This window comes from Bacillus sp. CIS52 (genome assembly GCF_053545315.1).
This window is the reverse complement of the sequence record NZ_JBIUFR010000001.1, coordinates 1406603-1424102: the sequence shown is the minus strand read 5'-3', so window position 1 is coordinate 1424102 and position 17500 is coordinate 1406603. Positions and strand designations below refer to the sequence as shown.

The window sequence follows — 17500 nt, the reverse complement described above, 5'->3', positions numbered from 1 at the left end:
AAGACCCCTTTCTATTGTTCAACCCGTTCAGGATGTGTGTATACGTTAAACGATCCGTTTCTGACAAAGCCTATCGCCGTCATGTTCAGCTCTTCCGCCATTTGCAGCGCAAGCTCCGTCGGTGCCGATTTTGAAATGACAATCGACACGCCGATTTTTGCGGCTTTCAATAAAACCTCTGAGGAAATCCGTCCGCTGAAGACAATCAGCTTGTCACGGACCGGCATTCCGTTTTTCAGACAGTTGCCGTACAGCTTATCCAGCGCATTGTGGCGCCCGATATCCGTCCTCATGAAGAGCATCTTTTCCGTATCGCACAGCGCCGCATTATGGACGCCGCCCGTTTCCTGGAATGTGCCGCTTTCGCTTTGCATCTCCTTCATGAGGCGAAGACACGTTTCAGGAGTTATGGTGATGCGGCTGACGGCGGTTTTGGCTGTTTTCACATCCTGCTGAAAGTAAAAATGGCGGCCTTTCCCGCAGCATGAACCGATCACTCTCTTCGTATAGTCTTTTTGCTCAAGCATTTCGGGATTCGTCAGCTCCACATATGCAAATCCGAGACTTTCATCTATCGTAAAACTTTTGATCTCTTTTTCAAAACGAATGACGCCTTCTGACGCGAGAAATCCGATAACGAGTTCCTCTAAGTGGTCGGGCGTGCAGACGAGCGTAACAAATTCCTGCCCGTTCACCATGACAGTCAATGGATACTCTGATACCATCCGATCTGCCGTTTTTGTTAATACCCCTTTTTCATAGCGGTATATTTCTCTTACCGCCGTTGTTTTTTCATCCACTGTTTTCCCCTCCGCAGTATCCTTCTCTTTTATTCTTCCATAATCCCTGTATTTTGTCGAATTTGCGGTTTAAAAAAAGAGCCCTCTTCGGACTCTATGTTTCGTTGCGATGATGTCTGCTCAAAATGGTGAATAAAATAACTGCGGCGATAATGGCCAATATACTGACAAATATGAAGGCGGCAAGCTTCAGAAAAATTCCCATCAGTACAAAAACGACTGCCGCCAGCACTAATATAATGCCTGCTCCTTTTAACAACAGCGTTCATCTCCTTTTAGTCGTATCATTCCCGCGGTTCCGTTTTCTAAACAAAAAAGACGCCGCGCGGGCGTCCTTTTTCAGCCTATTCTTTTGCTAAATCCTTTGCAGCGTCTTCCCAAGCCTGTTTGAACTCGTCCGCGCTGTCAGCTGAGACATACGTCCCGCCTCCTGCTTCCGCCGCTTTTTCAAGGCTTTCGCTTCCTTTCATGCCGAAGTTGAAGCCGATGATATTGACGATTGTGTTGACGTTCGCTTTACGGAGCTTTTGAATTTCAGCCTGAGGATTACCGCCGCATGTTTCTTCACCGTCTGTAATCAGGTATACGACGTTTTTCCCTTTAGCGCCGGCCCGCTCAAATTCTTCGCGCGTATCAGAAAGCGCTTTTGCTATCGGTGTCCAGCCTGTCGGTTTAATTTTGCTGAGTGATTGCTCAAACGGAGTCACGGCGTACGGCTGAAGTCCGTATAACGTTTCTGTCGCATTACATGATACGGCTTTGCCGGAGTTTTTATTATTGCCCTTATGGCCGAATACCCGAAGCATCAGATTCGTGTCTTCAGGAAGAACTTTCGCAAAAGAGGTGACAGCATCTTTCGCAACATCTATTTTACGTTCTCCCCCCGTTTTTTGTATCATGCTTCCGCTTGCATCAAACAGCACAGCGACGTTGGTTTCCTCTTGCTTTTTCTCAGCCGCAAAAACAGGTGATCCGAGTGAGAGCGTCAAAAGTCCGACAATCCCCGCAGTAAACATTTTTTTCATTTCCTTCATTCCTCTCCATTTGTTTTTGCCGATGGGCCCCGGCTCTTCTCTATGCTAGTTTAGCTATTTGGAAAAAGATATAGGGCGTGATGCCTTTTGTAAGAACGGCGATATATGACCAAAAATGAACAGAATTATGCGCATCATCCTAAAAAGATTGGCTAAATGATGACAGTTTTAATGCCTTTTTCGCCCTTTTTGTAATATAAGTCCGGGATCTGATTCTTTTTACAGTTTTCTCTTCATCTCTTCATGAAAATTTTGTTAAATCAAACATAAAAAAAGGGCCGATAAACGGCACCTTTTTCTTATTCCGCTAATGATCTCGCTTCCATTGTAAAGATACGGTTCATATCCTTTTGGCTGTGAGCTTCGTAATATTTTCCTCCGCCCGCTCCGGCAATCGCGTGCAGCTGGCCGTTGAAGCCTTCCTTAAAGTCAAAACCGATCACGTTGACTTTAATATGATGTTTGCGAAGTTCTTTCGCCGTCTTAATAGGATCTCCGCCGCATGTCTCCTCACCGTCTGTCAACAGGTAAACGGATTTAAAGCCGAATTTATGAACACCGTTAAAAGAAGCCTTCGCATCTTCTAATGCTTTTGCAATCGGTGTCCAGCCTGTAGGCCCGATTCCGTTCAGAGAGTTGAGGAAGCTTTGTCTGTCAAACTTTTGGAACCCGTACACACCTCGAATGGCTTCACATGATTGAACTTTTCCGGAATTTTTATTATTGCCTTCCGAACCGAAAACCGTCATTCTGACTTGTGATGTAGACTTAATTTGATCCGCAAAACGGATGATTTCATCTTTTGCCATATTGTATTTAGATACGCCGTCTATCCGTTTCGCCATACTGCCGCTCGCATCAAGTAAAATGGCGGTATTGTTTCTGAATAAAAGAGTGTTCTCGTCTGCTTTCTCAGCAGCAAAAGCAGGAGATGCAGCAGTCAGCATCAATCCGAGCATAAGTATGAGTGAAAATGTTTTTTTCATTGCTTTTTCCCCTTTTCAATAGATTTACGTTCAACGCTGAACAATATTTATCGTAAATGAGATGAAAAGGGAAATAAATAGGACAGGCTTCCTCATTATTTTTGCGTACATTCACATAGAAGCGGCATTTTTATCAGTGATTTTCACCCGGTGCGCAGCCATCTATCCGCAATTGTCAGCCTTTAGCCTTTCGTTATATGAGTCCGTTGGTTGTTTTACCGTTTATGGAATAGTTTTCCGAAAAAAAGACGCTGATGACAGCGTCTACTTTTTCGCCATATATTTGTTTAAAAATGAAGCGGCCTCGGAAATGTTCACTCCCTGATAGTAATGCTTGACGATGTCCGCCACGGATTTTCCCTGCTCCGCCATGTAATTGGCTCCGTACTGGCTCATACCCACGCCATGGCCGAACCCCTTTGTCGTAATGGTGATGCTGCTCCCGTTTCGTTTCCATTCAAAGTCGGCAGAGCGGAGTCCGAGTTTTTCCCGGATGTCTCTGCCCTTCAGCTTCTTGCCGTTTATGACGGCCGTCGCCACTTGATGCCCCGGTGTTCTGGCCGTAATCTGCCCCACCGTGCTTTGTCCTGAAAGCTGCACGCCGAGCTTCTGCTGAAACTCAGACACACTGAAGGTCTGGGTGGCGAGATATTTAGGCGATTTCTTATCCCAAGGGCTTTTCACACTCTTTAAATAAGGAATGGCGCTTGTCCAATAGGCTTCCGCATTTTCCGTATAGCCGTTGCTTGTAGAGAAAAAAGATGCCTCAATCGGTTTGTTGTCATACGTTAAAATCTTTCCTTGGGTGCCGGCCACCGCGTTTGTGATTTTCTTAAGGTTTTGTGCGTACTCAGAACCCCATTCTTTTTTCAGCTGGCTCTTGCTTTGATAGACTTGGAACATCTGTGTGTCATCCACCAGCGATCCTTTAGGCGCCTGAACGGCTGAGTCAGCGACCATCAGTCTGACAATGAATGTCCGGGCAGCGAGCGCCTGGGCTTTTAAGGCCTCCGGTTTAAAGTCAACGGGCATTTCGGAAGCTACAACTCCGGTCACGTACTCTTCAAGCGGAATGTTCTCTACAGAATGTTTGGATGTCCGATAAACCGGAATGGATACAGGTGATTCTTTCAATGTTTCTGCTCCTTTTGTCTCTCGTATGGTGTGTGCTGTTTTGTGTCCGGGCTCTTTGTTCGCAGCCGCTCCTTTTTCTGCCTGAAACGGAAGAACGAGAATGGTGGGAACAAGAAGAATAAGTACACATAGCCCGGATAGTAGAAATACAATGGGTTTCATATATCAGCTGCCTCCTGCTTGGGATTCGACTCTACTTCATCTTATGGGCAGGGACAAGCTAATATGACTTCCTTTTGGACAGAATCTTTATTCGATTTTTCACGCCAAAAACGTATTCTTTTTTGAAAATCAGAGCATAATAATGATGATAAACCCTATAAAAAAAACAGTATGCCAGATTGACATACTGTTTTTATAACCTTTATGCGTTTAAGTCAGTAACGGCTTCTTTGCTTTCTTGTTCAGCGGCCGTTTCATCAACGACACGCTCGATGTCAGCGCCGAGAGCCGCAAGTTTTTTATGGAAATCCACATAACCGCGATCCAAGTGCTTCAGTTCCGTAACGCGTGTATGACCTTCAGCCACTAATCCCGCAAGAATCAGCGCCGCGCCCGCACGCAGGTCCGTAGCGGCAACTTCTGCGCCTTGCAGCTGTACAGGACCGTTAATGATCACAGAACGTCCTTCAATTTTAATGTCGCCATTCATCCGGCGGAATTCTTCAGCATGCATAAAACGGTTTTCAAACACAGTTTCAGTAATCATGCTTGTTCCGCTCGCACGGAGAAGGAGCGCCATCATTTGCGACTGCATATCAGTCGGGAATCCGGGGTGAGGCATCGTTTTGATGTCGATCGGCTTCAGCTGGGCAGGGCCGATGACACGAAGGCCTTCTCCTTCATCCGTAATTTTGACTCCCATTTCTTCCATCTTCGCAATTAAAGACGTAAGATGCTCAGGAACGGCACCTTTTACTAATACATTTCCTTCCGTAATAGCCGCAGCCACCATGAAAGTACCCGCTTCAATACGGTCAGGAATGATATTGTGTCTTACGCCGCGAAGCTTCTCGACACCTTCAATTTTAATGGTGCCTGTGCCGGCTCCGCGGATTTTTCCGCCCATTGCATTGATATAGTTCGCTAAGTCAACGATTTCAGGCTCTTTTGCCACGTTTTCAAGCGTTGTTGTTCCTTCAGCTAATGCAGCTGCCATAATCAAGTTTTCTGTCGCACCCACACTTGGGAAATCTAAATAGATTTTTGCGCCCTGCAGACGGCCTTCCACTTCCGCTTCAATAAAGCCGTTGCCTACTTTGATTTTTGCACCCATTGCTTCAAAGCCTTTTAAATGCTGGTCAATCGGTCTTGAACCGATAGCGCAGCCGCCCGGAAGCGCTACTCTTGAATGACCCGTACGGGCTAATAGAGGGCCCATTACAAGCACTGACGCGCGCATTTTACGCACATATTCAAAAGGTGCTTCTGTTTCTAAAGCGTAAGAAGCGTTTACCGTAACTTCATTATTCTCAAAATGCACATCTGCTCCTAAATGACGCAACACTTCATTAATTGTATATACATCGGAGAGCGTAGGTACATCACATATTACGCTTTTTTCTTCACTTGCTAATAAAGATGCAGCGATAACAGGTAAAACGGCATTTTTTGCTCCTTCAACTTTCACTGTGCCGTTTAACTTCTGACCGCCGCGGACGATGATTTTTTCCAAGGTATTCCCCTCCGCGTCCCTATATTCTCTATATTAATATTCAGTTGTCACGATTGGTGTGCCAACCGTAACGGTATGTTTTTCGCCCATTCCCGCACTTCTAAGCGCAATTTGCACATTCATCTTATGTTTAGATGTCATGATGTAATCTGTCCACTTATATGTAAATGCAGAAACAGAAACGAAATGAGGCTCAACTACATGTTCAACTGGACTTGCTTCAAATTCTTTCATGAGCTGTTCTGCTTTTTTTTGCAAAACAATACTCATATTATCATTTAAATGACCCTTTAGACAAGTAAAAATAAATACTTTATTTTGAAATATGTCATGTGCCTGCCGTTCAAACTGTTCATATGTATCATTCCAGTTTTCCGGTTGCTCCGGGCTCATTTGCTCATATAATAAATACGAAGTTGGGTTCTGGTTTTTGAGGGTAGTGACGAGCTGCAGTTTAAAAGTTGTATGATTTTTTTTGTCAGAATACGTGCCGACAGCCTTTACAATTTTATCTTCTTGAGCGGTTTCCCACTGATATTGCGGATTCTGCGTCTTCAGTTCTTTCACCTTGTCATCAAATTCACTCAGTGACAGGTTCAGATTTTCTTTCGCATGAAGCGTCCACTCATCTACAGTGACATGCTGCCGCTCCATTCCTTCGGCAATCTGGGCAAGCGGAGACAGCTCACTTGCATGAATGGAATGAAATACCGCAATTAAGGCGCTTAAAAAAACAAAAATCAAGATGATACGGCCTGCTCTTTTTTTCTTCATATCGATCTCTCCCCCTTACTCCCATTTTTGCCGGAGCCGGGGAAAGCGATACATGGAAAACTTCGTCAAAACTCGCCAAACGGGTGAAGAAAAATTGGTTTCTCCCCCAGCGATTCCCTTCATTTCAACTGACGAAACACCTTAAAACAAGTATGGAAGCTGCTTCGAATAGGTAAGATAATCTAAAAAGAAGTCAGCGACTGCCGTTCCGATCGCAATGGTAAGAAGAATAATCAGCAGCCTTGCCTGCACTATTTTTCCTTTTCGGATCAGCGGATCAAAGTTGACGGCCTGTAGCGCCCACCATGTCACCGCAATGCATACCAGATGAACCAGAATGCTGATTGCGGCCTGCTGCCCCAATACATTCACACATTCCATCTCCTTTCATTTTTTCCGCCCCTCATATCCTCTCTTATTATATAAGAAGAAAAGAGAAAGATGATCATTTTCACAGCAGAATTTTTATCCAAAATTAGGGGCAATCCCCGCTTAAATGTCCGTTCTCCCGCATGGTATACTTTTTTGGAAAGGAGATGGGAATATGAATCATTCCTTTTTTCATCCGGAAAAGCAGTATGGAGAATCACTGCCCGTATTTGACCACGAGTGGGAAGCGATAGCATTCTACTATGATTATAGACAGTCTCAAACAGAGGAACTGAAAGAATTATGTCAGTTTTTCAACATTTCTCTTGATTATTCACACGGAAGCCTGAAGAAATTAGAAGCTCTCTACTTCCGCAGCATAAAAGAGCTGCTATTGGCGGACTGGAATCTGCCGATTGACGAATTTGAGAAAATGCTCAGTGTGTATGTCATTGATTGCGCCATTAGACACCATGACGATGCCGAATGGATCGTTAAACCTTATCCGTATACGGACGGCGCCTATACGACGGGCGTGCGAAGAGGAAACAAAACGTGGCACACCGACAACTGCTGTGAACATTTATATCTGCAAAAAGAAGAGGATCATCCGCTTATCGGCGTCTATGAATCTCTTATGCGTTAATATAGAAAAAGAATCCTTCTCAGACAGCCGAGAAGGATTCTTTTTTAGTTTCCTGCAACATCCAATCTGTTTACAGCCCGCTGTAACGCAAGCTCAGCCCGACGAATGTCAGTATCATCTGATCGTTTGTTCAAACGGTCTTCCGCCCGCTTTTTCGCAGCAAGGGCGCGCTCTTTATCAATGCTGTCCGCAGTTTCAGCGGCTTGTGCAAGGATAGTGACCTGATCAGGACGGACTTCTAAAAATCCGCCGCTGACAGCCGCCAAGTCGGTCTGTCCGTCTTTTTTAAGGCGGACAGCGCCGATTTTAAGCGGAGCCACGGTCGGAATATGGCCCGGCAAGATACCGAGATCACCGCTCTCGGCTCTTACGCTTACCATTTCAATATCAGCATCATATACTGGGCCGTCGGGAGTAACGATATTGACTTTAACGGTCTTCATGCTTTTACCCTCCTAGGACCAGATTAAACTTCTACACCCATCTCTTTTGCATTCTCAATGACTTCTTCAATGCGTCCCACAAGACGGAATGCATCTTCCGGAAGATGGTCATATTTACCGGAAAGGATTTCTTTAAAGCCTTTAACTGTTTCTTTAACAGGCACGTAAGAACCCTTTTGTCCCGTAAACTGCTCAGCTACGTGGAAGTTTTGAGAAAGGAAGAACTGGATACGGCGTGCGCGGTGAACGACAAGCTTGTCTTCTTCACCCAATTCATCCATACCGAGAATTGCGATAATATCCTGCAGTTCTTTGTAACGCTGAAGCGTTGACTGAACTTCACGCGCCACCGCATAATGCTCTTCTCCGACAATTTCCGGAGCAAGCGCGCGGGAAGTGGAAGCCAGCGGATCAACCGCAGGGTAGATACCCATTTCAGTTAATTTACGCTCAAGGTTAGTCGTTGCGTCCAAGTGAGCGAACGTCGTCGCCGGAGCCGGATCAGTATAGTCATCGGCAGGCACGTAGATCGCCTGGATAGATGTAACTGAACCAACGTTTGTAGACGTAATACGCTCTTGAAGCTGACCCATTTCTGTCGCAAGCGTCGGCTGATAACCAACCGCAGAAGGCATACGGCCGAGAAGCGCGGAAACCTCTGAACCCGCTTGTGTGAAACGGAAAATGTTATCGATAAAGAACAGTACGTCCTGTCCTTGTTTATCACGGAAATGCTCAGCCATTGTAAGACCAGTCAGTGCTACACGCATACGTGCGCCCGGCGGCTCGTTCATTTGTCCGAAGACCATGGCTGTTTTCTTGATAACGCCTGAATCGCTCATTTCGTAGAAAAGGTCGTTCCCTTCACGAGTACGCTCTCCTACACCGGCGAATACGGAAATACCGCCGTGCTCTTGCGCGATGTTGTTGATTAATTCCTGGATTAATACGGTTTTACCTACACCGGCACCGCCGAACAATCCGATTTTACCGCCCTTGATGTAAGGAGCGAGCAGGTCAACGACCTTAATTCCCGTTTCAAGAATTTCAACCTCAGTTGAAAGCTGATCGAATGAAGGAGCTGATCTGTGGATCGGGTCCTTTTGAGCATCCGCAGGCAGCGGTTCATTTAAATCAATTTTATCTCCCAGTACGTTAAATACGCGTCCGAGAGTCACATCACCGACAGGAACGGAAATCGGAGCACCTGTATCAACTGCTTCCATTCCGCGCTGAATTCCGTCCGTAGATGCCATGGCAATTGTACGGACTGTATCATCGCCTAAATGAAGAGCAACCTCTAGCGTTAGATCGATGCCTACTTCATTTTCGCCTGTAGCTGGCTGTGAAACTTTAATCGCATTATAAATCGCAGGCAAGTGGCCGTCCTCGAAACGTACGTCGACAACCGGTCCAAGCACCTGACTTACGCGTCCTTTCTTCATCGCTATCCCTCCTGACAAAATCTTTCTATTCTAAAGCGGCTGCACCGCCGACAATTTCGGTAATTTCTTGTGTAATCGCCGCTTGACGCGCGCGGTTATATGAAAGCGAAAGTGAATCAATGAGTTCTTTCGCATTATCAGTCGCATTTTTCATCGCTGTCATTCTCGCAGCGTGTTCACTTGCTTTACTGTCAAGAAGCGCGCCGTAAATTAAGCTTTCCGCATATTGAGGAAGCAGCACTTCGAGCACCTCTTCTTCATCCGGTTCGAACTCGTAAGAAGCCGTGCGCTTCCCGCCGCTCGTTCCGAAATCCGTTAAAGGCAGCACTTTTTTCTCCGTCACTTCCTGTGAAATCGCACTGACGAAATGGTTATACACCAAATGCAGTTCATCAAAAGCGCCGTCGATAAACATTTGAACCGTCTGACGGGTCAAATCCTTAATCTGAGCAAAAGTGACCTCGTCGCCAAGCCCTACTAACTCAGACAAAATCGGCATTTCCCGTTTTTTAAAGAAATCGCGGCCGACTCTGCCGATTGCAATCACCGTGTATTCATCTTTAGACTGATGGCGTTCTTGAATGGTGCGGTAAGCGTTTCGCAAAACCGAACTGTTAAACGCACCCGCAAGCCCGCGGTCAGACGTAATGACGAGATACGCCGTCTTTTTCACTTCTCTTGAGACAAGCATCGGGTGTTTCGCGTTTTTCGCGCCTTTTCCGACGTTAAACACAACCTCCTGGATCTTATCCATATACGGAGCAAATGACTTCGCGTTGGTTTCCGCACGGTTCAGCTTCGCAGCGGATACCATCTGCATGGCTTTTGTAATCTGGCTTGTTTTTTTCGTTGACGTGATCCTTGACTTAATATCGCGTAATGAGGCCAAAGATTTCACCACCTTTATTCTTCATTTGCGTAAAAAGAGAGAAAAAGAGAACCTTTTTCTCTCATCTTCTAAGGGTTAGTTGCTTGGTGCAAATGTGCGTTTGAAGCCTTCGATTGCAGCTTTGAAGTCTTCATCAGCAGGAAGGTTTCCTGTTTTCGCAATGCCGTCAAGCAGATCTTTATGGTTTTGATCAAGGTACATGTAGTACTCTTCTTCAAAACGTCTGATATCCGCAACCGGAATATCATCAAGATATCCTTTTGTCAGCGCATAAAGAATGGCTACCTGTTTTTCAACCGGAAGCGGCTTATTCAAGTCTTGTTTCAGCACTTCAACTGTACGCGCACCGCGGTTCAGTTTCGCCTGAGTCGCCTGGTCAAGATCAGATCCGAATTGGGCGAATGCTTCAAGTTCACGGTATGAAGCAAGGTCAAGACGCAATGTTCCCGCTACCTTCTTCATCGCTTTGATTTGGGCTGATCCGCCGACGCGGGATACGGATAATCCGGCATTGATCGCAGGACGCACGCCTGAGAAGAATAAGTCGGATTGAAGGAAAATCTGTCCGTCAGTAATGGAAATGACGTTTGTCGGGATATAAGCGGAGATATCTCCTGCTTGTGTTTCGACGAACGGCAGCGCCGTAATTGATCCTGCGCCTTTAGCGTCACTCAGCTTGGCTGCGCGCTCAAGCAGACGGGAGTGAAGATAGAATACATCCCCAGGGAATGCTTCACGGCCCGGCGGACGGCGAAGAAGCAATGACAGCTCACGGTAAGCGGCCGCTTGTTTGGATAAATCATCATATACGACGAGAACGTGCTTGCCGTTGTACATGAATTCTTCACCCATTGTCACCCCTGCATACGGTGCAAGGTAAAGAAGCGGAGCCGGCTGTGAAGCAGACGCCGTCACGACAATCGTGTAATCAAGCGCGCCATGCTTACGAAGTGTTTCCACCACGCCGCGTACTGTAGATTCTTTTTGACCGATCGCTACATACACACAGATCATGTCTTGGTCTTTTTGGTTTAAGATTGTATCAATCGCAACAGATGTTTTACCTGTCTGACGGTCCCCGATAATCAGCTCACGCTGTCCGCGGCCGATCGGAATTAACGCGTCGATCGCTTTGATACCCGTTTGCAGCGGCTCATGTACCGATTTACGGTCCATTACGCCTGGTGCCTGGCTTTCGATCGGGCGGGTTTTGCTTGTCAGAATCGGGCCCATTCCGTCTACCGGCTGTCCGAGCGGGTTGACGATACGTCCGATTAATTCTTCACCTACAGGAACTTCCATGATGCGGCCCGTTCTTTTGACCTCATCACCTTCACGGATATCTCTGTAAGGTCCTAAGATAACGATACCTACGTTGGATTCTTCAAGGTTTTGAGCCATACCCAAAACGCCGTTTGAAAACTCAACAAGTTCACCGGCCATACAATTGTCAAGGCCGTGCACACGCGCAATACCGTCTCCGACTTGGATGACTGTACCTACGTCATGAACTTCAATTTCAGATTGGTAATTTTGAATTTGCTGCTTTATCAGCGTGCTAATCTCTTCAGCTTTGATGCTCACTTAGGTTTCACCCCTTCTATCGATTTCCTCCGGCAAGTTGACGTTCCATGCGCTCAAGCTTTCCGCTCACGCTTCCGTCATAAATCCGGTTTCCAATGCGGACTTTAATGCCGCCTATTAAATCCGTCTGCACTTCATTTCTGATTCTGAGCGAAGCGATTCCGGCTTTTTTTGCAAACACTTGAGATAATGATAACATTTCCGCTTCTGACAGCGGTTTTACTGAATAAACAACCGCATCCTCCGTCTGGCGGGCCTGATTGGCAAGTTTGATAAACTCGTCTGTGAGATCAGGCACAATCGAAGACCGGCGGCGGTCAATCAGAAGAAAAATCGTATGCAGCACAGACTCAGACAGTGCGCCGAACGATTGCTGAATCAGCTCTTTTTTCTTAGCAGCCGATACCTTCGGATGGCTTAGCACTTCCTGTAATCCGGCTTCGTTCCGGAAAACTTCTTTTAGTACGGTAAGCTCTTCTTCGATTTCATTGATTTGAGAAGTCTCAACGGCAATGTCGAAAAGCGCTGACGCGTATCGTTTAGAGACAGCAGATCCACTCATCGGCTCTCTCCTACCTCTTTAAGATAGTCCTGAATCAGTTTCTCCTGGGCTTGTTCATCAAGCTCTTTTTCGATCACTTTCGATGCGATTAAGACAGAAAGTGATGCGACTTGCTCGCGAAGTGCGGAAACCGCTTGTTCTTTTTCTTTGACAATTTCGGTTCTCGCCGCTTCTTTTAATCTTTCAGACTCGGCGCGCGCAGCCTGGATAATGTCTTCCTTCTGCTTTTCACCCAGTTTTTTCGCATTTTCAATGAGTGATTGTGATTCCTGTTTCGCTTCTTTTAAAAGAACGCGCTGCTCTTCAATCAGCTTCTGCGCTTCTTTATTTCTTTCTTCAGCGGACGTAATTTCGCCGGTGATATGATCTTCACGCTGTTTCATTATATTTAATAGCGGTCCAAGAGCGAATTTCTTGAGAAGCGCTAATAAAACTAACATAGCTAACAATTGGAATAGGATATCTCCGCCGTTAAACGACAGTCCTAATTCAAGAGGTAATTGAGACATCTACTACGGCAACTCCCTTCTGCAGGTTTTCTCTGCTGATAAAAGCCGTTTCAAGACGGCCTGCTTATCAGACATAAAGCAATGGCGAAGGTTCTCTTAGAGTGATCTTCGCCATTTTTAGTTCATATAAGGCTTTTATGCTTAGCCAAAGAACGCTAAGAACGCGATAACGACAGCGATAATTGGAAGGGCCTCAACCAATGCGATACCCATGAACATAAGAGTTCTAAGTTCTTTTCCTGCTTCCGGCTGACGGGCAATTCCCTCTACCGTACGTGAAACAATCAAACCGTTACCAATACCTGCACCAAGTGCACCTAAACCGATTGCAATCGCAGCTGCTATTAAATTCATGAAAAAGTTCCTCCTTTAAAATGTTATCCGAATTGGATATATGATTTTAATGATCATGACTGATTTTGTGTGACATGTACACCATCGTCAGCATCGTAAAGATAAATGCCTGGATGGTACCGATGAACAAGCTGAACGCCTGCCATGCAAGCATCGGAATAATGGCTCCGACTGTGCCGACCAAACCGAGAAAGAAACTGTTTGAGTAGAAATTCGTCGCCAGATTTGCAAGAAGGCCAAGAAGAATTTCCCCGGCGAAAATGTTACCGTAAAGACGAAGTCCGAGTGTCAGCGTATTCGCAAACTCCTCAATGATCTTCATCGGGAACATAAGCGGAACCGGTCTGAGGTAATCCTTAGAATATTCCTTCAAACCTTTCATCTTCACGCCGTAATAGTGTGTTAATGACACGACCATAACGGCTAGAGTCAGAGTAATAGCCGGATCAGCCGTCGGTGATTTCCACCAAAGCTCGTGTCCGACCGTTACAGAAAACGGCAGCCCCAGCATATTTGATACAAATATGTACATCAGCAAGGTTACACCAAGCGCCAAGAAGTTAGCCCCTGTCTTTAAATCCATTGTACTGCCTATAATATTGCGGACAAAATCAACAATCCATTCCATGAAGTTCTGGGCTTTTCCCGGACGGATGGACAGCGTTCTCGTAGTAAGAATCGCAATCAGCAGCACAATCACACTTGCCACAGTAATCATCAGAATGTTTGTCAGATTAAAAGTAAGACCATACAAATCAATAGTTCTGTAATCGTGATTCAATGGGTTTTCACCTCTCTTCCATTGATGAACGTTTGAGCTGAATAATGGAATCTATCATAATGACGGGATAAATTGTCATTAATCCAATAATCACACTTGCCACACTGACTTTGTCGGGATATTTAAAGGCGATAGCCATCGCAAGTATCGCATTGCACCAACGCGCTGCGCTCCCGAGTGATCGTATGGACTTTCCTTTCGCTACGGCCTTGTCAAAAGCATTCATTCTTCTGGTCAAGAGCCACAGATTAAACAAACTGAAAACAGTTCCCAAAAAGAGGCCTAGAAAAACAGTTTTATACGCCGTAAGACCATATCCCAGCAAATAGATTGCCAAGATCACAAATACATATCTCCGTTGTCTGCTGAATGTAAGATTGGGATCGTCCATCAACTATCTGTCTCCTGATGAAAAAGTAATATAATTCCTGGATACGGCATACATGCGGTTAACCCTTTGCAGAAGGCCTTTTTTGTCCCGCAAAAAAACGGCCTGTTCGAAAAAACCACTCATCCTCCTGATGCGGGATGCTGTTTCATTCGCTTAGATAAATCCTCATATAACGGGTTTTTTTGGAGGATTTAAAATGAGGATGGATACTAGAAATGAAAGGAATGAAAACCTTCTCATAATACCCTCGTTTAGCATACAATAGCCCCTAACATGTGTCAATCTGTTTAAAGTTAAAAAACTTTTTATACCGGAAGCATACACAGAATGTTCACAAATTCACCTATAAATGTATGAACTCTCCCCTTTCAGCAAAAATTTGGATAAAAAAAGAAAACCTCTGAATGAGGTTTTCCGATTTATTTTGTTCCGTACAGTCTGTCACCCGCGTCACCGAGACCCGGAACGATATAGCCTTTTTCATTCAGCTTTTCATCCAGGGCCGCGATGTAAATATCAACGTCTGAATGGTGTTTCTGCAGCTCTTCCACGCCTTCAGGAGCCGCTACGAGACACATGAAACGAATGTTTCTCGCCCCGCGTTTTTTCAGGCTGTTTATTGCTTCAACCGCAGAGCCTCCCGTTGCAAGCATCGGGTCCACGACAATAAAATCACGTTCTTCCACATCAGAAGGAAGCTTAACATAGTATTCCACCGGTTTTAAGGTTTCCGGATCACGGTATAATCCGACATGTCCCACTTTGGCCGCAGGGATTAATTTCAGCATGCCGTCAACCATTCCGAGACCCGCTCTCAGGATCGGCACGATACCGAGTTTCTTCCCTGAAATCACTTTGGATGTCGCTGTTTGAACAGGTGTTTTCACTTCCACTTCTTTAAGAGGAAGATCACGTGTAATTTCAAACGCCATCAGTGATGCAACTTCGTCCACAAGGTCTCTGAAATCCTTTGTGCCTGTATTTTCATTCCGAATATATGTCAGCTTATGCTGGATTAAAGGATGATCAAATACGTAAACCTTTCCCATACTGTGTTCAGCTCCTTTTTTGTTGTCCGAGTAACTTTTTCACACTTCTATTGATTCTACAGAAAAAGACAAACAGTTTCAAGAAAATCATAAAAAAAACCCGCCGGATTAGGCTTCCGGCGGATTTCTTCCTTATTAATAGTCCAGTTCTTTATATAAAGGAAACTTTTCAGTCAAGGCAGATACGCGCTGTCTTGCTTCTTCAAGCTTTGCTTTGTCTTCATGATTTTTCAGCGCAAGGCCGATGATGGCGCCGACTTCTTCAAGTGCGTCACCGTCAAATCCGCGGCTTGTCACAGCTGCCGTACCGAGACGGATTCCGCTTGTGACAAACGGTTTTTCCGGATCATAAGGGATCGCGTTTTTATTAGATGTAATGCCGATTTCATCAAGAACATGTTCAGCGACTTTTCCGGTCAGACCGAGAGAACGGAGGTCGACAAGCACGAGGTGGTTATCCGTTCCGCCTGATACGAGCTGAATGCCCTCTTTGGTCAGAGATTCAGCAAGACGCTTCGCGTTCGAGATGACGTTTTGCGCATATGTTTTGAAATCATCTTCAAGCACTTCCCCGAAAGAAACGGCTTTGGCCGCGATGACATGCATAAGCGGTCCGCCTTGGATGCCCGGAAAAATGGATTTATCAATCTTTTTGCCGAACTCTTCACGGCAAAGGATCATTCCTCCGCGCGGTCCGCGAAGTGTTTTGTGAGTCGTTGTCGTTACAAAGTCAGCGTAAGGAACCGGATTCGGATGAAGGCCGGCCGCGACAAGACCCGCGATGTGCGCCATGTCGACCATGAAGTAAGCGCCGACTTCATCAGCGATTTCGCGGAATTTTTTAAAGTCGATCGTGCGGGGATACGCGCTCGCTCCGGCAACGATCAGTTTCGGCTTATGCGCCAGCGCTTTTTCACGCACATCTTCATAATCTATATATTGCGTGTCTTTATCGACACCGTATTCAACAAAGTTGTATTGAACGCCGCTGAAATTAACCGGGCTTCCGTGTGTTAAGTGGCCGCCGTGGGAGAGGTTCATCCCGAGCACCGTGTCGCCGTGCTCTAAAATCGTGAAGTAAACAGCCATGTTCGCCTGAGCGCCTGAGTGCGGCTGAACGTTTACATGCTCAGCTCCGAAAATCTCTTTCGCGCGGTCGCGGGCGATGTCCTCGACGACATCAACGTGCTCACAGCCGCCGTAGTAGCGTTTGCCGGGGTAGCCTTCAGCATATTTGTTTGTTAAAACAGAGCCTTGCGCTTCCATTACCGCTTCCGTCACGAAGTTTTCAGAAGCAATTAATTCGATATTAGTCTGTTGACGCTTACGCTCATTTTTAATGGCGTTAAACACTTGTTGATCTTGTGCAGGTAAATGTTTCATCAGCGAAATCCTCTCCTATCCGTTTCCTGTTCTTTATTTTTACCACCCTTATTGTACATGGTTTTTCAGGTGAATGTAACAGCTTATTTAAAAAAAACACAATATTTAATTGGAAAACACGAACATTATATAGGAAAAGCATTTTCATCATTCGCATTCATAAACGGCGCGAATTCCGCCGATCAGCTTCGGCCTTGTCCGGGCCATCGTCACATGCGCTTCTCCGAGCTCACGGCTTGATATCCGGACAGGGACGGCAACGGGTTTTAAATGCATGCCGATGAACGTATCACCGATGTCAATTCCGGCGTCAGCCTGAATCGATTCAGCGAGCACGGGAGATTGCATCTGCCGGTATGCATATGAAGCCATCGCTCCGCCCGCTTTCGGGACGGGGACGGCTGAAACGATGGGGAGCCTGAACCGCTCGGCCGTTTCCGCCTCAATGACAAGCGCCCTGTTTAAATGCTCGCAGCATTGAAAAGCAAGATGAACACCCGTTTTTTCCTTGAACCGGGCAAGTCCGCCGTAAATCAATTCAGCCCAATCGCCGCTCCCCGCGGTGCCGATCCGGCTTCCGGCGGCTTCACTCGTACTGCACCCGATGACCAGCAGACTGCCGCCCTTAAGTTCGGCCTGTTCTTGAAATTCAGTCAGCATGTCCGTCCATTTTCGCTTCATCTCTTCCATTG

The 17500-nt window shown here is 46.0% G+C and carries 21 protein-coding genes; 1 reads left to right on the top strand and 20 read right to left on the bottom strand.

Annotated elements, in window-relative coordinates; genetic code table 11:
- Positions 1 to 11: 11 nt before the first annotated feature.
- The 8 genes from fdhD to ACH32G_RS06805 form a co-directional block, all read right to left on the bottom strand.
- Positions 12 to 800, bottom strand: coding sequence for a formate dehydrogenase accessory sulfurtransferase FdhD (gene fdhD / locus ACH32G_RS06840; protein ID WP_316099646.1), 789 nt, complete (start codon positions 798 to 800; stop codon positions 12 to 14).
- Positions 801 to 894: 94 nt separating this feature from the next.
- Positions 895 to 1059 carry a hypothetical protein gene (locus ACH32G_RS06835; RefSeq protein WP_007407587.1) on the bottom strand — a complete coding sequence of 55 codons (165 nt, stop codon included), beginning with the start codon at positions 1057 to 1059 and terminating at the stop codon, positions 895 to 897.
- An 85-nt stretch (positions 1060 to 1144) separates the two neighbouring features.
- Positions 1145 to 1825, bottom strand: coding sequence for a VWA domain-containing protein (locus tag ACH32G_RS06830; protein ID WP_016937653.1), 681 nt, complete (start codon positions 1823 to 1825; stop codon positions 1145 to 1147).
- A gap of 308 nt (positions 1826 to 2133) precedes the next feature.
- Positions 2134 to 2820 (bottom strand): vWA domain-containing protein, encoded by a 687-nt coding sequence (locus tag ACH32G_RS06825; RefSeq protein ID WP_047475859.1) that lies wholly within the window; start codon positions 2818 to 2820, stop codon positions 2134 to 2136.
- Between the two features lie 264 nt (positions 2821 to 3084).
- A complete protein-coding gene (spoIID, locus tag ACH32G_RS06820; RefSeq protein ID WP_188154346.1) occupies positions 3085 to 4116 on the bottom strand; it encodes a stage II sporulation protein D in 1032 nt (343 codons plus the stop codon).
- A 202-nt stretch (positions 4117 to 4318) separates the two neighbouring features.
- A complete protein-coding gene (murA, locus tag ACH32G_RS06815) occupies positions 4319 to 5629 on the bottom strand; it encodes a UDP-N-acetylglucosamine 1-carboxyvinyltransferase (RefSeq protein ID WP_016937650.1) in 1311 nt (436 codons plus the stop codon).
- Between the two features lie 33 nt (positions 5630 to 5662).
- The gene (locus ACH32G_RS06810; protein WP_095241200.1) at positions 5663 to 6403 is read right to left on the bottom strand and encodes a YwmB family TATA-box binding protein; all 741 of its coding nucleotides are present in this window, start codon (positions 6401 to 6403) and stop codon (positions 5663 to 5665) included.
- 141 nt (positions 6404 to 6544) lie between these two features.
- Positions 6545 to 6775 (bottom strand): DUF1146 family protein, encoded by a 231-nt coding sequence (locus tag ACH32G_RS06805; protein WP_007614366.1) that lies wholly within the window; start codon positions 6773 to 6775, stop codon positions 6545 to 6547.
- A gap of 172 nt (positions 6776 to 6947) precedes the next feature.
- Between ACH32G_RS06805 and ACH32G_RS06800 the strand changes: the two genes are divergently transcribed.
- On the top strand, positions 6948 to 7418 hold the full coding sequence (locus tag ACH32G_RS06800) for a hypothetical protein (protein WP_045927227.1): 471 nt from the start codon (positions 6948 to 6950) through the stop codon (positions 7416 to 7418).
- A gap of 44 nt (positions 7419 to 7462) precedes the next feature.
- Here the strand turns inward: ACH32G_RS06800 and ACH32G_RS06795 are convergent, their stop codons facing one another.
- From ACH32G_RS06795 to ACH32G_RS06740, 12 genes are all read right to left on the bottom strand, one after another.
- Complete coding sequence (locus ACH32G_RS06795) at positions 7463 to 7861, bottom strand: F0F1 ATP synthase subunit epsilon (protein ID WP_013353907.1); 399 nt, start codon at positions 7859 to 7861, stop codon at positions 7463 to 7465.
- 23 nt (positions 7862 to 7884) lie between these two features.
- Positions 7885 to 9306 (bottom strand): F0F1 ATP synthase subunit beta, encoded by a 1422-nt coding sequence (atpD, locus tag ACH32G_RS06790; protein ID WP_016937646.1) that lies wholly within the window; start codon positions 9304 to 9306, stop codon positions 7885 to 7887.
- 25 nt (positions 9307 to 9331) lie between these two features.
- Complete coding sequence (gene atpG, locus ACH32G_RS06785) at positions 9332 to 10195, bottom strand: ATP synthase F1 subunit gamma (protein WP_003151172.1); 864 nt, start codon at positions 10193 to 10195, stop codon at positions 9332 to 9334.
- Positions 10196 to 10270: 75 nt separating this feature from the next.
- Positions 10271 to 11779: a F0F1 ATP synthase subunit alpha gene (atpA, locus tag ACH32G_RS06780; RefSeq protein ID WP_016937645.1), complete on the bottom strand. Its 1509-nt coding sequence runs from the start codon at positions 11777 to 11779 to the stop codon at positions 10271 to 10273.
- A 16-nt stretch (positions 11780 to 11795) separates the two neighbouring features.
- On the bottom strand, positions 11796 to 12341 hold the full coding sequence (locus ACH32G_RS06775) for a F0F1 ATP synthase subunit delta (protein WP_003151169.1): 546 nt from the start codon (positions 12339 to 12341) through the stop codon (positions 11796 to 11798).
- Positions 12338 to 12850, bottom strand: coding sequence for a F0F1 ATP synthase subunit B (atpF, locus tag ACH32G_RS06770; RefSeq protein ID WP_016937644.1), 513 nt, complete (start codon positions 12848 to 12850; stop codon positions 12338 to 12340). Before atpF ends, ACH32G_RS06775 begins: the two co-directional genes overlap by 4 nt.
- Before the next feature lie 141 nt (positions 12851 to 12991).
- Positions 12992 to 13204 (bottom strand): F0F1 ATP synthase subunit C, encoded by a 213-nt coding sequence (atpE, locus tag ACH32G_RS06765; RefSeq protein ID WP_003151167.1) that lies wholly within the window; start codon positions 13202 to 13204, stop codon positions 12992 to 12994.
- A 46-nt stretch (positions 13205 to 13250) separates the two neighbouring features.
- Complete coding sequence (atpB, locus tag ACH32G_RS06760; RefSeq protein WP_016937643.1) at positions 13251 to 13985, bottom strand: F0F1 ATP synthase subunit A; 735 nt, start codon at positions 13983 to 13985, stop codon at positions 13251 to 13253.
- A 7-nt stretch (positions 13986 to 13992) separates the two neighbouring features.
- Positions 13993 to 14376 carry an ATP synthase subunit I gene (gene atpI / locus ACH32G_RS06755; RefSeq protein WP_013353910.1) on the bottom strand — a complete coding sequence of 128 codons (384 nt, stop codon included), beginning with the start codon at positions 14374 to 14376 and terminating at the stop codon, positions 13993 to 13995.
- A 419-nt stretch (positions 14377 to 14795) separates the two neighbouring features.
- The gene (gene upp / locus ACH32G_RS06750) at positions 14796 to 15425 is read right to left on the bottom strand and encodes a uracil phosphoribosyltransferase (RefSeq protein ID WP_016937640.1); all 630 of its coding nucleotides are present in this window, start codon (positions 15423 to 15425) and stop codon (positions 14796 to 14798) included.
- Between the two features lie 135 nt (positions 15426 to 15560).
- A complete protein-coding gene (gene glyA, locus ACH32G_RS06745) occupies positions 15561 to 16808 on the bottom strand; it encodes a serine hydroxymethyltransferase (protein ID WP_045927139.1) in 1248 nt (415 codons plus the stop codon).
- 147 nt (positions 16809 to 16955) lie between these two features.
- Positions 16956 to 17498, bottom strand: a complete 543-nt coding sequence (locus ACH32G_RS06740) for a TIGR01440 family protein (protein ID WP_448814135.1) — start codon at positions 17496 to 17498, stop codon at positions 16956 to 16958.
- Between the last annotated feature and the right edge of the window lie 2 nt (positions 17499 to 17500).

What these genes read in the sequence shown, in the direction of transcription:
- ACH32G_RS06830 (WP_016937653.1), bottom strand. Translation starts at nt 1,825, where the DNA reads ATGAAAAAAATGTTTACTGCGGGGATTGTCGGACTTTTGACGCTCTCA.
- ACH32G_RS06825 (WP_047475859.1), bottom strand. Translation starts at nt 2,820, where the DNA reads ATGAAAAAAACATTTTCACTCATACTTATGCTCGGATTGATGCTGACT.
- spoIID (WP_188154346.1), bottom strand. Translation starts at nt 4,116, where the DNA reads ATGAAACCCATTGTATTTCTACTATCCGGGCTATGTGTACTTATTCTT.
- ACH32G_RS06810 (WP_095241200.1), bottom strand. Translation starts at nt 6,403, where the DNA reads ATGAAGAAAAAAAGAGCAGGCCGTATCATCTTGATTTTTGTTTTTTTA.
- ACH32G_RS06800 (WP_045927227.1), top strand. Translation starts at nt 6,948, where the DNA reads ATGAATCATTCCTTTTTTCATCCGGAAAAGCAGTATGGAGAATCACTG.
- ACH32G_RS06795 (WP_013353907.1), bottom strand. Translation starts at nt 7,861, where the DNA reads ATGAAGACCGTTAAAGTCAATATCGTTACTCCCGACGGCCCAGTATAT.
- atpD (WP_016937646.1), bottom strand. Translation starts at nt 9,306, where the DNA reads ATGAAGAAAGGACGCGTAAGTCAGGTGCTTGGACCGGTTGTCGACGTA.
- ACH32G_RS06775 (WP_003151169.1), bottom strand. Translation starts at nt 12,341, where the DNA reads ATGAGTGGATCTGCTGTCTCTAAACGATACGCGTCAGCGCTTTTCGAC.
- atpF (WP_016937644.1), bottom strand. Translation starts at nt 12,850, where the DNA reads ATGTCTCAATTACCTCTTGAATTAGGACTGTCGTTTAACGGCGGAGAT.
- atpE (WP_003151167.1), bottom strand. Translation starts at nt 13,204, where the DNA reads ATGAATTTAATAGCAGCTGCGATTGCAATCGGTTTAGGTGCACTTGGT.
- atpI (WP_013353910.1), bottom strand. Translation starts at nt 14,376, where the DNA reads ATGGACGATCCCAATCTTACATTCAGCAGACAACGGAGATATGTATTT.
- upp (WP_016937640.1), bottom strand. Translation starts at nt 15,425, where the DNA reads ATGGGAAAGGTTTACGTATTTGATCATCCTTTAATCCAGCATAAGCTG.
- glyA (WP_045927139.1), bottom strand. Translation starts at nt 16,808, where the DNA reads ATGAAACATTTACCTGCACAAGATCAACAAGTGTTTAACGCCATTAAA.
- ACH32G_RS06740 (WP_448814135.1), bottom strand. Translation starts at nt 17,498, where the DNA reads ATGGAAGAGATGAAGCGAAAATGGACGGACATGCTGACTGAATTTCAA.